At 65.4% G+C, this 14,675-nt stretch carries 15 protein-coding genes; 11 read left to right on the forward strand and 4 right to left on the reverse strand.

Features of this window, described 5'->3' with window-relative positions; genetic code table 11:
* The 3 genes from VTU_RS25470 to VTU_RS31105 all read left to right on the forward strand — a co-directional run.
* On the forward strand, positions 1-1,481 hold a 1,481-nt coding region (locus tag VTU_RS25470), incomplete at its 5' end, for a GMC family oxidoreductase (RefSeq protein ID WP_010100644.1).
* A gap of 33 nt (positions 1,482-1,514) precedes the next feature.
* Complete coding sequence (locus VTU_RS0103050) at positions 1,515-2,681, forward strand: dihydrodipicolinate synthase family protein (protein WP_010100647.1); 1,167 nt, start codon at positions 1,515-1,517, stop codon at positions 2,679-2,681.
* A gap of 122 nt (positions 2,682-2,803) precedes the next feature.
* Complete coding sequence (locus VTU_RS31105; protein ID WP_169315365.1) at positions 2,804-3,430, forward strand: phosphatase PAP2 family protein; 627 nt, start codon at positions 2,804-2,806, stop codon at positions 3,428-3,430.
* A 151-nt stretch (positions 3,431-3,581) separates the two neighbouring features.
* Here VTU_RS31105 and VTU_RS0103055 read toward each other — a convergent pair whose 3' ends face one another.
* The 4 genes from VTU_RS0103055 to VTU_RS0103070 all read right to left on the reverse strand — a co-directional run bounded on the left by VTU_RS0103055 (position 3,582) and on the right by VTU_RS0103070 (position 7,245).
* Positions 3,582-4,058: a GNAT family N-acetyltransferase gene (locus VTU_RS0103055; protein WP_010100648.1), complete on the reverse strand. Its 477-nt coding sequence runs from the start codon at positions 4,056-4,058 to the stop codon at positions 3,582-3,584.
* A 25-nt stretch (positions 4,059-4,083) separates the two neighbouring features.
* Positions 4,084-4,983: an SMP-30/gluconolactonase/LRE family protein gene (locus VTU_RS0103060; RefSeq protein ID WP_010100650.1), complete on the reverse strand. Its 900-nt coding sequence runs from the start codon at positions 4,981-4,983 to the stop codon at positions 4,084-4,086.
* Positions 4,984-5,149: 166 nt separating this feature from the next.
* Complete coding sequence (locus VTU_RS0103065) at positions 5,150-6,412, reverse strand: enolase C-terminal domain-like protein (RefSeq protein ID WP_201766092.1); 1,263 nt, start codon at positions 6,410-6,412, stop codon at positions 5,150-5,152.
* Positions 6,413-6,459: 47 nt separating this feature from the next.
* Positions 6,460-7,245, reverse strand: a complete 786-nt coding sequence (locus VTU_RS0103070; protein ID WP_010100653.1) for an SDR family NAD(P)-dependent oxidoreductase — start codon at positions 7,243-7,245, stop codon at positions 6,460-6,462.
* Between the two features lie 289 nt (positions 7,246-7,534).
* On the opposite strand from VTU_RS0103070, the gene VTU_RS0103075 reads away from it, so the two are divergent.
* From VTU_RS0103075 to VTU_RS31110, 8 genes are all read left to right on the forward strand, one after another.
* Complete coding sequence (locus VTU_RS0103075) at positions 7,535-8,281, forward strand: IclR family transcriptional regulator (RefSeq protein WP_010100654.1); 747 nt, start codon at positions 7,535-7,537, stop codon at positions 8,279-8,281.
* Between the two features lie 33 nt (positions 8,282-8,314).
* On the forward strand, positions 8,315-9,067 hold the full coding sequence (locus VTU_RS0103080; RefSeq protein WP_010100655.1) for a glutamine ABC transporter substrate-binding protein: 753 nt from the start codon (positions 8,315-8,317) through the stop codon (positions 9,065-9,067).
* A 34-nt stretch (positions 9,068-9,101) separates the two neighbouring features.
* Positions 9,102-9,770 (forward strand): amino acid ABC transporter permease, encoded by a 669-nt coding sequence (locus VTU_RS0103085; RefSeq protein ID WP_010100656.1) that lies wholly within the window; start codon positions 9,102-9,104, stop codon positions 9,768-9,770.
* On the forward strand, positions 9,767-10,558 hold the full coding sequence (locus tag VTU_RS0103090; protein ID WP_010100657.1) for an amino acid ABC transporter ATP-binding protein: 792 nt from the start codon (positions 9,767-9,769) through the stop codon (positions 10,556-10,558). Before VTU_RS0103085 ends, VTU_RS0103090 begins: the two co-directional genes overlap by 4 nt.
* 8 nt (positions 10,559-10,566) lie before the next feature.
* Positions 10,567-11,211 carry a HutD/Ves family protein gene (locus tag VTU_RS0103095; RefSeq protein ID WP_010100658.1) on the forward strand — a complete coding sequence of 215 codons (645 nt, stop codon included), beginning with the start codon at positions 10,567-10,569 and terminating at the stop codon, positions 11,209-11,211.
* Positions 11,208-12,524 carry an imidazolonepropionase gene (hutI, locus tag VTU_RS0103100; protein ID WP_010100660.1) on the forward strand — a complete coding sequence of 439 codons (1,317 nt, stop codon included), beginning with the start codon at positions 11,208-11,210 and terminating at the stop codon, positions 12,522-12,524. The genes VTU_RS0103095 and hutI overlap by 4 nt, the downstream gene beginning before the upstream one ends.
* Positions 12,514-13,920: a formimidoylglutamate deiminase gene (locus VTU_RS0103105; RefSeq protein WP_138927775.1), complete on the forward strand. Its 1,407-nt coding sequence runs from the start codon at positions 12,514-12,516 to the stop codon at positions 13,918-13,920. The genes hutI and VTU_RS0103105 overlap by 11 nt, the downstream gene beginning before the upstream one ends.
* A 110-nt stretch (positions 13,921-14,030) precedes the next feature.
* Positions 14,031-14,618: an RNA 2'-phosphotransferase gene (locus VTU_RS31110; RefSeq protein WP_010100664.1), complete on the forward strand. Its 588-nt coding sequence runs from the start codon at positions 14,031-14,033 to the stop codon at positions 14,616-14,618.
* Positions 14,619-14,675 lie beyond the last annotated feature (57 nt).

The following is a 14,675-nucleotide window of genomic DNA, read 5'->3' on the forward strand; positions in this document are numbered from 1 at the left end:
TCTTCCACTGGCCCGCGGGCTTTGCCAAGATGACCCGGGGCATTGGCTCCTGGGGCTGGAACACGGTGCCGCAAAAGCATCTGCAGGACCGGGTGCTGCGCTTCACCCAGGCCAAGCTCATCGGCGGCGGCTCGTCGATCAACGCCCAGCTCTACACCCGCGGCGCGGCCGCGGACTACGACGACTGGGCGCGCACCGCGGGCGCGTCCGGCTGGAGCCATGCCGACGTGCTGCCGTACTTCAAACGCTCGGAAAACAACCAGCGCTTTGCCAACGACTACCACAGCTACGGCGGCCCGCTGGGGGTGTCCAACCCCATCAGCCCCTTGCCGATTTGCGAGGCTTTTTTTCAGGCCGGGCAGGAGCTTGGCATCCCGTTCAACCCCGATTTCAACGGCGCTGCGCAGGACGGCCTGGGCTACTACCAGCTCACGCAGCTGAACGCGCGCCGCTCGTCCGCGGCCACCGGATTCCTCGATCCGGCCCGGGGCCGTGCGAATCTGCAGGTCAGGCTGCACTCCCGGGTGCTCAAGGTCTTGCTCGAAGGCAAGCGCGCGGTCGGCGTCGAACTGCTGGTCGGCAAGAGCCGCACGCCCGTGACCGTGCGGGCCCGGCGCGAGGTGATCGTCTCGTCCGGGGCCATCGGCTCGCCCAAGCTGCTGATGCAGTCCGGCATCGGCCCGGGCGCGCACCTGCACAGCCTGGGCCTGGCCGTGCAGCACGAGCTGCCCGGTGTGGGCTCGAACCTGCAAGACCATCTGGACCTGTTCGTGATTGCCGAATGCACCGGCGACCACACGTACGACAAATACAACCGCCCGCACCACGCGGCCTGGGCCGGCCTGCAGTACCTGCTGCTGCACAAGGGACCGGTGGCGTCGAGCCTGTTCGAGACCGGGGGATTCTGGTACGCGGACCCGGCGCACAAAGCGCGCTCCCCCGACATCCAGTTCCACCTGGGCCTGGGCTCGGGGATCGAGGCCGGAATGGCGAAGATGCGCAACGCCGGGGTGACGCTGAACACCGCCTACCTGCGCCCCCAGTCCCGCGGCAGCGTGCGGCTGGCCAGCGCCGACCCCGCCGCCGCGCCGCTCATCGACCCGAACTACTGGGCGCACCCGCAGGACCGCGAAATGGCCATCGCGGGCCTGCAGTGCGCGCGCGAAATCATGCGCCAGCCGGCCCTGCAGCGCTACGTCAGGGCCGAGGTGCTGCCGGGTCCCGGGCGGCAGAGCGCGCAGGAACTGTACGCCTACGCCTGCGCCCACGCGAAGACCGACCACCACCCCATCGGCACCTGCCGGATCGGCCCGGAAAGCGACGCGCACAGCGTCGTCGCGCCCGACCTGAGGCTCATCGGCATCGACGGCCTGCGCGTCGTCGATGCATCCGTCATGCCCTGCCTGCCCTCGTGCAATACCAACGCGCCGACCATCATGCTCGCGGAAAAAGCCGCCGACCACATCCTGGGCCGCATCTGAGCGGGTCGCGCACGTCCCCTGAAGAACGTCAGCATGCAAATCCACCTTCCCCAAGCCGACGGTTCGATTCGAGTCCACGCGCTCCAAGCCCGTCCGATCGAGCCCGCGGACCGACCGGCCCGATTCAACCGCAGCGTGTACGCCGCAGCGCACGTGGTCATCGACCCCTTGGCCAGCGCCGATCCCTGGGACGCATCGCCGACGCTGGACTGGGACGCGACGCTGGCTTTCCGCGAGCACCTCTACGGGCTCGGCTTCAGAGTCGCCGAAGCCATGGACACCGCGCAGCGTGGAATGGGCGTCGATTGGCCGGTGGCGCGGGAACTCATCCGGCGCAGCGTGCGCCACGCGCGCAGCGTCGGCGGAGAACTCGCCTGCGGGGTCGGAACCGACCAACTCGCCCCGGGGCCGCAGGTTGGCCTGGCGCAGGTCGAGGCCGCGTACCGCGAGCAACTGGACGTGGTCCAGGCCGAAGGCGGCCAGGTCATCCTCATGGCCAGCCGCGCGCTCGCCCAGGCGGCCCGGGGAACCGACGACTACCACGCGCTGTACGGCCGCATCCTGCAAGACTGCGCGCAGCCCGTGGTACTGCACTGGCTGGGGCCCATGTTCGACCCGGCGCTGGCCGGCTACTGGGGCTCTGCCGACCTGGCGACGGCGCTCGACACCGTGGCGCGGCTGATTGCGGACCATGCGGCCAAGGTCGAGGGCATCAAGGTCTCGCTGCTCGAGGCCCGCTGGGAACTGGAACTGCGCCGCCGCCTGCCCCCGGGCGTGAAGATGTACACCGGCGACGACTTCAACTACGCGGAACTGATTGCCGGCGACGGCGCGGGCCATTCCCACGGACTGCTGGGAATCTTCGACCCCATTGCCCCCGTTGCCGCAGCGGCGCTCGCCGAACTCGCCGCCGGACGCACGCAGGAATTTCGCCGCCTGCTCGACCCCACGGTGGCCCTCTCGCGCGAAATCTTCCGTGCACCGACCCGCCACTACAAGGCCGGCGTGGTGTTCCTGGCCTGGCTCAACGGCCACCAAAAGCATTTCTCAATGGCCGCGGGCCTGCAATCCGCCCGCGGAGTCGTTCACTACGCCCGGGTCTTCGCGCTCGCCGACGCCTGCGGCGCACTGTCCAACCCGGACCTGGCCACTGCGCGGATGCGACAGTTCCTGTCCGTGCACTGTGGCATGGACGGCTAGACTGGGGGCCGGCTGTTGGCGTCGTGGATCAACACCGGACAAATTAAAAAATCCAAATGGAAATCCGAAGGAAAGTCATAGTATTTGACATGATTTTGCCGTCCATCTTGTTCATCTTGTTGATGGCAACATTCCAGCAGACCACACTGGATCACACATTGGCATCTCATTTTTATAGCCCAAAACACAAATGGATTTACAGAAATAATACTTTTCTGGAAGTTGTACTTCATAAAGGAGGAGCGAAATTCGTCCTTGGAATTTTTATAATACTGCTTGGCTATCTCTATTATTCTTTTAAATTTGTACATGATAAAAAACCTTATAAACTTTGCAAGTTCGTCATAATTTCATCCTTGTTGGCAATAATTTTGACCAACCTATTGAAAAATGTATCCACCTGGGCTTGTCCCTGGAATAGTTTGATTTTTGGCGGTCAGTCGTCAAATTTATCATTGTGGAATGTTTTTTCCACAAGCTATCCACCCGCACATTGCTTTCCTTCGGGCCATGCTTCTGGGGGATATGGTTTCTTGTCCCTGTATTATGGATTTTGTTTCATCTACGGGAAACGCAATTTTTATTGTCTTATACCAGGCATTTTTCTGGGTGGTATATTTGGCATTACCCAACAGATACGTGGGGCTCATTTTATGTCTCATGATTTTGCCACAATAATCGTGAGTATTTTTTCTGCTTGGGTGACGTATTTAATCCTGAATTATTACAACAATCTACATGAATCATGATGGTCAAGCTCGAATCGAAGCCGTGCGCAAATTATTCTTGGAAATAATGTGCCAATTGAATTGGAGGATGGCAGTTCCTGCCCATGCACTGTGGCGTGGACGGCTGCGTTGGGGTCCGACCCCGGCAACGCGGGCCGGCGCGGCGCCACCGTCATCGGACGCCCTTCCCGTGGCTCTCGTCCTGAACATCCCAGTGCTTCCACATCAGGTATTCGACATGCAGGTCAACGCCCGTATCGCGATCGGGCAGGATGGGCACTTTGGCATACACGGTCCAGCCGCGTTTCCGGTATAGGTCGTATCCTGGCTGAAAATCGGACGTTGCAAGCCTGCCGCGCCGGATGCCACGGGATGCGGCGTAGCTTTCCATTTTTTCCAGGAGTGCGCTTGCAATACCGCGCCGGTGCATCGCCGGATCAACCCAGAGCAGGTGGATATATAACCACCCGAACCGCAACCAACCATACACCGCGCCGTGCAAATCACCGGATTCCGAGCGGGCAGTGATCAGAAGCGTATCGGCGCCATAGTCGCCGAGTTGGGACGCGTTGAAGGCTTTCAGGGCGGTCCGCAAGGGCTCGACCTGTTCGGGTTCTGGTTCGACGATTTCTTCGTAGAAAGTATTCATTCATGCATCGTGCAACCCGGCTCCGTCAGCCAAGCAAATGCACCCTGTTTTCCGGCAAACCCGGCACTTCGCAGCGCAAGGCCCACAGAGAGCCCGCCAGACGCTCGCCGGGACCGCGGCCGGCAGCGGCGCTGGTGATGTAGAGAGTGCGTCGGTCTGCGCCCCCAAAGGTGGCCGTGGTGACGTTGCTCACCGGCATATCGACCACGCGGTCAATCTCCCCGTTGGGGGCCACCCGAACGATGCAGCCACCGCCGTAACGGCAATTCCAGAGGTAGCCCTGAGCGTCCATGGCGGAGCCATCGGGCAAGCCGCGCCCAAAGCCGGACAGGTGCTCGCGCGCCGCGCCCAGGGTCGCGCTACCCTGATCGAAGGCATACGCCCAAACGCGGTTGGCCAGCGTGTCGGCGGTGTAGAAGGTACACGCTGGCGGGCTCCAGCAGATGGTGTTGGCGATGCCCAAGCCTTCGATATGCACGCTGACGCCGCCCTGGGGCGTGATCTTGTACATCTTGCCCTCGTTCCCCCCCGCTTCCCCCGCGTCGCCATTGGCCAGCACGTTGTTGCGCATCGAGCCGACCCAGAAATTGCCCAGAGGGTCGGCGCGGCCGTCGTTCAAGCGCACCTGCGGCCATCCGGGAAGTTGGAAACCATGGTCCTCGCGCCGATCGCCGACGGGCCACCACCAGATCAACCGCGACCCCAGCGCCACCAGCCACCGACCGGGCTCGTTGCTGAGCGCGAGCGCAACGACGGGCTCATCGAACTGCCATGTCAGTACCGCCGTGCTCGCCACATCAAAGCGGTGGATCAGGAAGCGGGGGATGTCCGTCCAGTAAACCGCCGCCTCCGTGCTGCTCCACACGGCGCCTTCACCGCAAAAATCTCCCGTGGGGGCGACACAACGCACATCGTCAATGGCCATGAAACTCTCTCCCGATTCGTATAAAAAAACTGGGGCATTGCCCGAGTCTACGGTGTTTTCAAAGATCGACAGAACGATGGGCGCAGAAAAGACTCAGTTCAGGTGATTTTTCTTTTGCCGCCATTTGTCGAGCATGACGGCCAAGGAACCGCCACCGTATCGTGCCTCAGTACTTCACGGGTCGAGAGTCCGCAGGGTCCGCCCACCGGGTATTGGGCACGAGAGAGAACCAGCCCGGGCGTGCGGGATCCCGGTCATAGGGATAGCCACCGGTGGATTTGTAGTAGTCAGCGTATTTTCCAAGCTTGTCCCGATCCAGCGCCACGCCCAGGCCCGGGCCAGTGGGAACCTGAATGGCGCCGTCCTGGTATTTCATCGGCCCTCCGAGAATGATGTCGTCCATCAGATGGTGGTAGTGGGCGTCTGCCGTGAAAACCAGATTCGGGATGACGGCGCCCATGTGCAGCATGCTCGCAAGCTGTACGCCCAGTTCACCCGAGGAATGCACAGAAATACCGAGTTGGAACGTTTCGCAAACACCGGCCGCTTTGATGCATGGGCGTATGCCGCCCCAGAATGTGGTGTCCAGCAGGATGACATCGACTGCGGGATTCAGTATGTTTGCGGCCAATTGCTCGAAATTGATGACCACCGTGTTCGTGGCCAGGGGAATCTTCACGTTGGCGCGCACGCGGCGCATGCCGTTCAATCCCCAGGTGGGGTCTTCAAAGTAATCGTTTTTCAGATTCTCGATGCCGCGGCCGAATCGGATCGCGTCTTCGACACTGAGCGCGCCGTTGGGGTCGTAGCGGACCGGATCGGATCCGACTGCATGGGCCAACGCATGGAATGCTTCCAGTTCATAATCTGGCGGAAACACGCCCCCCTTGAGCTTGTGTGCCTGGAATCCATGCTGCTTTTTCAGCGCCAGAGCGTGCTCAACCAGTTGGTCGGCGGTGCGCACCTCGCCCTGCCCATTTTCCTGATTCGGCAAGCGGAAGAAAAGGTAGCTGGCAAACGGTATGGCGTCGCGCAGCTTTCCCCCCAGCAGGTCGTACGCCGGTATGTTCAGCACTTTCCCCACGATGTCGATGCAGGCGAATTCAAGCGCCGCGTGCAGCTGGGTCCGGTTGTTGTACAGGCTCGCCGTGGGGTTGGTGATTTTGAAGCGCATGGCTTCAAGCTCGAACGGATCGTGTCCGACGAGGTAGCTTTTGAGTGCACGGAACGCGGCTTCCGCACTCTCTCCACCCCCGCCCATTTCACCCAGTCCGGTGACTCCGATATCGGTGTCAACCTCGACGATGGTCCGGACGAACCGTCCCCAATGGGCACCGTTGGAATGGCGCAATGGTGCCTCCAGAGGAAGCGCAATGGTGGTGGCACGCACATCGGTAATTTTTGGACGCTTCATATTGTTTCGCTGCAAAGTCTTGGGATGTCAAATATTTATTCTGTACGGGCTGCTCATAGGGCTCATTCCGGCAGCGCAATGCCCAGTTTCGACAGCACACCCCCGTCGATCTTCAATTCAGTCCCGGTAATGAATCGGGCGTTGCTTCCGGCCAGAAATGCGACCGCCTCCGCTATTTCCCACGCATGGCCGACGCGCCCCAGCGGATGGCCCTTTCCCCAGGCGGCCAGCGTTGCCTCGGAACTGGCTGTGCCTTTGTGGATGTCTGCGGCCCAGCGCAGCATGGGGGTGTCCACGGAGGCGGGGCATACGGTGTTCACGGTGATGTTGTCTGGCGCGTGGTCCAGTGCCATGGCACGGACCAGCGCGTTGATTCCGCCCTTGCTCGCGGTATAGGCGGCAACCTGCGTTTGTGAGGCAAAGGCCTGCACCGAGGAAATCGCGACGATGGCGCCGCCAGCGCGCGGCTTCATCCAGGGGATGGCGTGCTTGGCCGCGAGGAAGACGCCCTTGAGGTTGACGTCGATGACTTCGTCCCACGTCGCCTCGGGGGTGTCTACCACCGTGCCGTAGCGTTGAATGCCTGCGCTGCAAACCAGCACGTCGATTCCGCCCCATGCCCGGGCGGCTTGCGCCATGGCCTCTTCCATGGCCGCAGTGTGGCGGACGTCGGCCAGGAATCCCCGCACGGACGCGGGGATGTCCTCTTGCAACTGGCGCAGCGACGCCGCATCCGACGCGATCGCCAGGACCTGCGCCCCCCCACGGACAAACCGTTCGACGCAGGCCCGCCCCATGCCCATGCTGGCGCCGGTGACGACGACGGATTTACCGCAGAAATCATTCATCCCGTTTCCCTTTTCCTCGTAGGCCCCGATCCCGGACGGGGGTGCCGTTGCTTCGCTTCCTGCCCTGGGCCGCAGCGCCTGGATGCTAGGCCTGAGGGGCTGTTTGACAGCTTGGTAGTTGTACCAATACACCTCCCCGGATGCGTGCCGAAACGGTAGCTTGTGCGCGTAGATGGAGCGTCTCGTTGCATCCATCTTGGCCCATGGACGCGAACCAAAAGAAAGCCTCATTCCCATCGGACGGGAATGCGGCACTTGAATATGCGCGCAATCCTTTGATACTCCCCCCATGCCCAACCCCGAAGCGCGCCCCGTTGCCGCCGCCGACCGCGTACTGCACGTGCTCGCCGTGCTGGCGCAGCATGGCCGGTTGATGTCGGCCGCAGAGCTGATGGAGTGCACGGGTCTGGCGCGCAGCACGCTGTACCGCCAGTTGGCGCGGCTCAAGTCCTGGGGCTTCGTGCTCGAAGGCAATGGGCACTACGCGCCCGGGCCGCTCGGCCTGCAACTGGCGCTGGGCTTTGACATGGCATCGCATCTGGTGCAGCAGGCGCGCTCGGACATGCAGGCGCTGGCCCGGCAGTCGCGCGAAAGCGTGGGCCTGGTGGTGGCCGTGAACGACAGCGTGGTGTGCCTGGACATGGTCGAGAGCACGCAGGCGCTGCGCTGTTCTTTCGAGAAAGGGCGCAGCGTGCCCTTGCGCTTCGGGGCCTCGGCCCAGTGCCTGCTCGCGCACGCGGCCCCGGCCATGCGCGATGCTTTTTTGGCCCGGCATTACGGCGCCGCCAGCGCTGAACGCCAGAGCGCGCTGGCCGCTCTCGAGGGCGTCGCCAGGGCCGGCTACGCCGTCAGTTCCGGCGTGGTCGATGCGGGCGTCTGGGGCGTCAGCGTGCCCCTGTTCGGCACGGCGCGGCAGGCCGCTGGCGCGATGACGCTGATGGCGCCGATCCTGCGCGCCCAGGGGCAGGAGGCCGCGCTCATCGGCATGGCCGCGGTCGCCGCGGCACGCATTTCGCGCAAGCTCGCTGCGCATTGATTCTTTCCCCCACCCACCAAGGAGTAGTTCCCCATGAACCTGCGTCGTCCCTTTTTTCTGCTCAGCCTGGCTGCCCTCGTCTTGTGCGGCCCGGGTGCGCAGGCGCAAGACAGTCCGCTGCGCGTGGGCACGGACGCCACGTTCGCGCCCATGGAGTTTGTCGACAACGGCAAGCGCACGGGCTTTGACATCGAACTGGTCGAGGCCGTCGCGAAAAACATGGGTCGGCGGCTCGAATGGGTGGACATCGACTTCAAGGGCCTGATCCCCGGCCTGCTCTCCAAGCGTTTCGACATGGCGGTATCTGCCATCTACATCACCGACGAGCGCCGCAAGGTGGTCGATTTCAGCGCCCCCTACTACACCGGCGGCCTGGTGGTGCTGGTCAGGGAAGGCAATACGGCGATCAAAAAGCCGGCTGACCTGGACGGCAAAAAGGTCAGCGTGCAGGTCGGCACCAAGTCGGTGGGCTTTCTCACGCAGCAGCACCCCGGGGTGCAGCGCGTCGAGGTCGAGAAGAACCAGGAGATGTTCAACCTGGTCGATATCGGCCGCGCCGACGCCGCCGTCACCGGCAAGCCCGCCGCCTTCCACTATGTGCGCACCCGCTCCGGGCTGCGCGTGCTCGACGCGCCGCTGACCACCGAGGAATACGGCATGGCGCTGCGCAAGGACACGCCGGAGCTGACGCAGGCCGTGAACGCCGCGCTCGCCAACCTCCGGGCCGATGGCACTTACGCGGAGATCGTCAAAAAATGGTTCGGCAACGGCGCGGCCAAGCCCTGAACCCGCTGGCCCGAACTGCTTGCCGGAGCGCGTGATGGAACTCGATTTTTCTCCCGTCTGGGCGGCTGCACCGCAGCTGTTTTCGGGCGCGCTGGTGAGCGTGGAAATCACCGCCGCCGCGCTGCTGCTGGGCTGCGCCATGGGGCTGCTGGTGGGCATTGGCCGCCTCGATCCGCAGCGCCGCGTGGTCTACGGCCTGTGCACGGCCTACGTGGCGGCGATCCGCGGCACGCCGCTGCTGGTGCAGTTGTTCATCCTGTTCTTTGGCCTGCCGCAGTTCGGCATTCTCTTGCCCGCGTTCGCGTGCGGTGTGATCGGTCTGGGAATCTACGCGGGCGCGTATGTGTCGGAGATCGTGCGCGGCGCGATCGCGTCCGTTGACAAGGGGCAGATGGAGGCCGCGCGCTCCATCGGCATGTCCTCGGGGCTGGCCATGCGCAGCGTGGTGCTGCCGCAGGCGGTGCTGCGCATGATTCCTCCGCTGGGCAACGAGTTCATCGCGCTGATCAAGAATTCGGCGCTGGTCTCGCTGCTCACCATCCATGACCTGATGCACGAGGGGCAGAAGATCATCAGCGTCTCGTACCGCTCGCTGGAGGTGTACCTGGCGATCGCCGTGGTGTACTTCCTGCTCACGGGTGCCACCGCGCTGCTGCTGCGCCGCATCGAGCTGCACCTGCGCGCCGGGGGGATGGTGCAATGACCGAGCCTCTGCCCGAGGGCTGCGATCCGGCCGCCCGGCCCATCGTGCACGTGCACGGATTGTGCAAATCCTTTGGCGACCAGCGCGTGCTCGACGGCGTGGACCTCGACGTGCTGCCGTCGCAGGTGGTCGTGCTGATAGGCCCCAGCGGTTCCGGCAAGAGCACCCTGCTGCGCTGCTGCAATGGCCTGGAGCGGCCGGAGAGCGGAACCGTCGAGGTCTGCGGGCGCCTGCTGGTGCAGGACGGCCGCATGCTCGACGAGTCCGGGCTGAACGCCCTGCGCGCCGAGGTGGGCATGGTGTTCCAGTCGTTCAACCTGTTTGCGCACCTGTCGGTACTCGACAACATCACGCTGGGCCCGCGCAAGCTGCGCGGCCTCACGCGCCGGGACGCCGAGGAGCGCGCCCGGGCGCTGCTCGCCAAGGTGGGCCTGGAGCACAAGGCCGCCGCCATGCCCGCGAGCCTGTCGGGCGGGCAAAAGCAGCGCGTGGCCATCGCGCGTGCGCTGGCCATGGCGCCGCGCGTGCTGCTCTTCGACGAACCCACGTCCGCGCTCGACCCGGAACTCGTCGGCGAGGTGCTGCAGGTAATGAAGCTGCTGGCCAGCGAAGGCATGACCATGCTGGTCGTGACCCACGAGATGGGTTTTGCGCGCGAGGTCGGCGACGTGGTCGCCGTGATGGACGGCGGAAAAATCATCGAGACCGGCGCCCCCGCGAGCATCTTCACCCGGCCCACGCAAGAGCGCACGCGCGCCTTTCTGCAGGCCGTTCTCGGGCGCACCTGAATCCGCCGATGCCTTTCTTCGATCTGGCCACCATCGCCGCCCTGCCCTGGAAGAATGGCGGCGGCAGCACGCGGGAGCTGGCCTGCTGGCCGCCCGCAGCGGGCATGGAGCAGTTTGCATGGCGCATCAGCGTGGCCCGCATCGCGGCGCCCGGGCCGTTCTCGGCGTTTCCCGGGGTGGACCGGCAGATCATGCTGCTCAGCGGCGGCGGCGTGCAGCTGCGCGCTGCCGACGGGCGCTGGGAGCACGCGCTCGATACACGCTGGCAGCCTTTTGCGTTCTCCGGCGACGATCCGGTGGAATGCCGCCTGCTGGCAGGCGCGTCAACCGACCTCAACCTGATGCTGCGCCGGGGCGTCTGGAACGGCACGCTGCAACTGCTGCGCACCGCAGCGCCGCCCGCGCGCGCCGCTGCGGGCCTGGGCCTGGTGCTGCAAGGCGCGTGGCGATGCAGCGCCGGCGCCAACGACACACGCGTGCTGACGGCGGGACAGGGCCTCTGGTGGATGGACGGGCGCGCCGACGGGGCAGAACGCCTGGAGCCCCTGGACGCGCCGGGCGGCGCGCAGGATGCGGGCGCCGCCCCGGCCCTGGCCTGGATTGCGCTGGAGCGCAGCACTGCGCGCGAAACAGGCATGCAAAATCCACCATGAACACAGGCATGCAGATGCACAACGCCGAGACGCGCCCTCCCCCGCCCCCCGACGCCGACGGCGTATGGCAGGGCCTGCGCCCGGTGGCCGAATTGACGCGGGCCGACGCGCCCATCCCCGCGGGCGCAGACGCCTGCCTGGTGGTGCAGGGCGGCGTGCTGCGCTGGGTCGGGCCGCGGGCGCAACTGCCCGCGGCTTTCGGCGCCTTGCCGCACTTTGACGCGCAGGGCGCGCTGGCCACCCCGGGCCTGATCGACTGCCACACGCACCTGGTCTACGGCGGGCAGCGCGCGAACGAATTCGCCCTGCGCCTGGCGGGCGCGGGCTACGAGGAACTGGCCCGGGCCGGTGGCGGCATCGCGGCGTCGGTGCGTGCCACGCGCGCGGCCAGCGAGGACGCGCTGTTCGCGCTCGCCGCTGCGCGCCTGCAGGCGCTGCTGGCCGAGGGCGTGTGCGCCATCGAAATCAAATCCGGCTACGGCCTGGCGCTGGAGCACGAGCGCAAGCAGCTGCGCGTGGCCCGCCGCCTGGGCCAGGCGCTGGGCGTGACCGTGCGCACCAGCTTCCTTGGCGCACACGCGCTGCCGCCCGAGTACGCGGGCCGGCGCCAGGACTACATTGACCAGGTCTGCCAACACATGCTGCCCACGCTCGCTGCCGAGGGGCTGGTGGACGCAGTGGATGTATTTTGCGAACGCATCGCGTTCACGCTGGCGCAAACCGGGCAGGTCTTCCGAGCCGCGCAGGCGCTGGGCCTGCCCGTGAAGCTGCACGCGGAACAGCTGTCGGACATGGGCGGCGCGGCGCTCGCGGCGCGCCATGGCGCGCTCTCGTGCGACCACCTCGAACACCTGTCGGCCGAAGGCATCGCCGCCATGCAAGCCGCCGGCAGCGTGGCCGTGCTGCTGCCCGGCGCCTACTACACGCTGCGCGACACGCAGCCGCCGCCCATCGAAGCCCTGCGCGCCGCGGGCGTTCCCATGGCCGTGTCCACCGACCACAACCCCGGCACCTCGCCCGCGCTAAGCCTGCTGCTCATGGCGAACATGGCCTGTACCCTGTTTGGCCTGACCGTTCCCGAGGCGCTTGCGGGAATCACCACGCAGGCGGCGCGCGCGCTCGGCCTGCAGGACTCGCACGGCCTCATCGCGTCGGGCCGGCCCGCGAACTTCGTCCTCTGGCCCCTGGCAGAAGCCGCCGAACTCGTTTACTGGTACGGGCACAAGCCCGCATGCACCATCGTGCGCCAGGGCCGCGTGGCCCGTGACGGCCTGGGAATCACCCCCAAGGGAAGTCCCCATGATGGCGCCTGATCCGCAACGCAGCCTCTTCGCTGCCGACGCATTGCTGCCCGGCGGCTGGGCGCGCAACGTGCTCGTGCAGTGGGACGCGGCAGGGCGCATCACCGGCGTGGCGTGCGGGAGCAGCGACGCGGCGCCGCTGGCCGGCGTCCCCCAGGCCCCGGGGCCGCTGCTTGCGGGCATGCCCAACCTGCACTCGCACGCCTTCCAGCGCGCGTTTGCCGGCCTCACCGAATACCGCACGGCAGGCCAGGACAGCTTCTGGAGCTGGCGCGAACACATGTACCGCTTTGCGGCGAGCATCACGCCCGAGCAGTTGGAGGCGATCGCCACCTGGCTCTACGTGGAGATGCTCGAGGCGGGCTACACCGCCGTGTGCGAGTTCCATTACCTGCACCACGACCGCGGCGGCCGACCCTACGCCGACGGCGCCACGCTGTCGCTGGCGCTGCTGCGCGCCGCGCGCACTGCGGGAATCGGCATCACACTGCTGCCGGCGCTCTACCAAAGCAGCGGCTTTGGCGGCCAGCCGCCGCGCGCGCAGCAGGCCCGCTTCATCCGCAGCACCGACGACATGCTCTCCTTGCTCGAGCGCCTCGCGCCCGCCGCGCAAGCGCAGGGAGCGGCGCTGGGCCTGGCGCCGCATTCGCTGCGCGCCGTTGCGCCGGACAGCCTGCGCGCCGCCCTGCAGGGCCTGGCCAGCTTGATCCCGCAGGCGCCCATCCACATCCACATTGCCGAGCAAACGCAGGAAGTGGACGACTGCCTGGCCTGGAGCGGACAGCGCCCCGTGCAATGGCTGCTCGAACACGCCCCCGTGGACGCGCGCTGGTGCCTGGTGCACGCCACGCACATGACGCCGCACGAATACGCCGCCGCCGCGCGCACCGGCGCCGTGGCCGGAATCTGCCCCAGCACCGAGGCCAACCTGGGCGACGGCATCTTCGACATGCCGCTGTGGTTGCAGCATGGCGGCCGCTGGGGCCTGGGCTCGGACAGCCACGCCTGCGTGAACGCGGCCGAAGAACTGCTGCTGCTCGAATACGGCCAGCGCCTGGTGCGCCGCCAGCGCAACCTGCTCGCCAACGCCGCGCAGCCCGAGACGGCCAGCGCCATGACCCTGCAAGCGCTGCAAGGCGGAGCGCAGGCCGCAGGGCGCCCCATCGGCGGCCTGGCACCGGGCCAGCAGGCGGACCTGGTGGTGCTCGACGCGCAGCATGCGGCGCTGCGCGAACTGCCCGCGCACCGCATGCTCTCGGCGCATGTATTCGGCAGCCCGCGCAGCGCGGGCATCGACAGCACCTGGGTCGCCGGCGTGCGCCGCACCTCCCGGGGCCGCCACGCGCTGCACGAGACCGCAGCCCGGGCCTTTGTCGCGGCACGCTCGGCGATTCTTGCGGCGCAGTGATCGGGGCTTGGAATGAGGAGCCGACTGAAGTCAACCGCAGGACGCTGGCTTTGCAGTCAGCAAGAGTTCATCGTTCACCGACAATCGAACCCAAAGCCAACAAACAAGCAATGAACGACATCCAACTCAGCAAGCGATTGAGCTTTGTTTTGCGCCACAAGCCGGATTCCATAGGGCTGACGCTGAACCCCCATGGCTGGGCCAATGTTGACGAACTGATTGCAAAGGCCCGTGCCGCCGGAATGCAATTAGGGCACGAAGACCTGCTCAGATTGGTCCAGTCCAGCGACAAGCAGCGTTTCACATTGTCAGTGGACGGTTTGAATATCCGTGCTGCACAAGGGCATTCCGTTTCCATTGATCTTGGCCTGCCACCCAAAACACCTCCGGCCCTGCTTTATCACGGGACAGCGGCAAGATTCCTGGACTCCATCTTGTCCGAGGGCTTGAAACCACAAGCCCGGCAACAAGTGCATCTGTCGCTGGAGGATACAACAGCGCAACATGTCGGAGCACGGCACGGCGTACCCGTCGTTTTGAAAATTGAAGCACTCCGCATGCATGAAGAGGGCTTCAAGTTCTTCTTGGCGGACAACAGCGTCTGGCTGACCGATCATGTGCCACCCGAGTTCTTGGCGCCTTCGTCCAGCAATGCAGACTCGGCAACGACCTCCAGGCAACCAAAGCTATCGACATAGATCATGAAATGGCGCGTGACCCAGTAGTCACGCTTATCAGGGCCCTTCGTCGTTTCG

This window comes from Verminephrobacter aporrectodeae subsp. tuberculatae At4 (genome assembly GCF_000193225.1).
In the GTDB taxonomy this organism is placed as follows: Bacteria; Pseudomonadota; Gammaproteobacteria; order Burkholderiales; family Burkholderiaceae_C; genus Acidovorax; species Acidovorax aporrectodeae.

What these genes read in the sequence shown, in the direction of transcription:
- VTU_RS0103050 (WP_010100647.1), top strand. Translation starts at nt 1,515, where the DNA reads ATGCAAATCCACCTTCCCCAAGCCGACGGTTCGATTCGAGTCCACGCG.
- VTU_RS31105 (WP_169315365.1), top strand. Translation starts at nt 2,804, where the DNA reads ATGGCAACATTCCAGCAGACCACACTGGATCACACATTGGCATCTCAT.
- VTU_RS0103055 (WP_010100648.1), bottom strand. Translation starts at nt 4,058, where the DNA reads ATGAATACTTTCTACGAAGAAATCGTCGAACCAGAACCCGAACAGGTC.
- VTU_RS0103060 (WP_010100650.1), bottom strand. Translation starts at nt 4,983, where the DNA reads ATGGCCATTGACGATGTGCGTTGTGTCGCCCCCACGGGAGATTTTTGC.
- VTU_RS0103070 (WP_010100653.1), bottom strand. Translation starts at nt 7,245, where the DNA reads ATGAATGATTTCTGCGGTAAATCCGTCGTCGTCACCGGCGCCAGCATG.
- VTU_RS0103075 (WP_010100654.1), top strand. Translation starts at nt 7,535, where the DNA reads ATGCCCAACCCCGAAGCGCGCCCCGTTGCCGCCGCCGACCGCGTACTG.
- VTU_RS0103080 (WP_010100655.1), top strand. Translation starts at nt 8,315, where the DNA reads ATGAACCTGCGTCGTCCCTTTTTTCTGCTCAGCCTGGCTGCCCTCGTC.
- VTU_RS0103085 (WP_010100656.1), top strand. Translation starts at nt 9,102, where the DNA reads ATGGAACTCGATTTTTCTCCCGTCTGGGCGGCTGCACCGCAGCTGTTT.
- VTU_RS0103090 (WP_010100657.1), top strand. Translation starts at nt 9,767, where the DNA reads ATGACCGAGCCTCTGCCCGAGGGCTGCGATCCGGCCGCCCGGCCCATC.
- VTU_RS0103095 (WP_010100658.1), top strand. Translation starts at nt 10,567, where the DNA reads ATGCCTTTCTTCGATCTGGCCACCATCGCCGCCCTGCCCTGGAAGAAT.
- hutI (WP_010100660.1), top strand. Translation starts at nt 11,208, where the DNA reads ATGAACACAGGCATGCAGATGCACAACGCCGAGACGCGCCCTCCCCCG.
- VTU_RS0103105 (WP_138927775.1), top strand. Translation starts at nt 12,514, where the DNA reads ATGGCGCCTGATCCGCAACGCAGCCTCTTCGCTGCCGACGCATTGCTG.
- VTU_RS31110 (WP_010100664.1), top strand. Translation starts at nt 14,031, where the DNA reads ATGAACGACATCCAACTCAGCAAGCGATTGAGCTTTGTTTTGCGCCAC.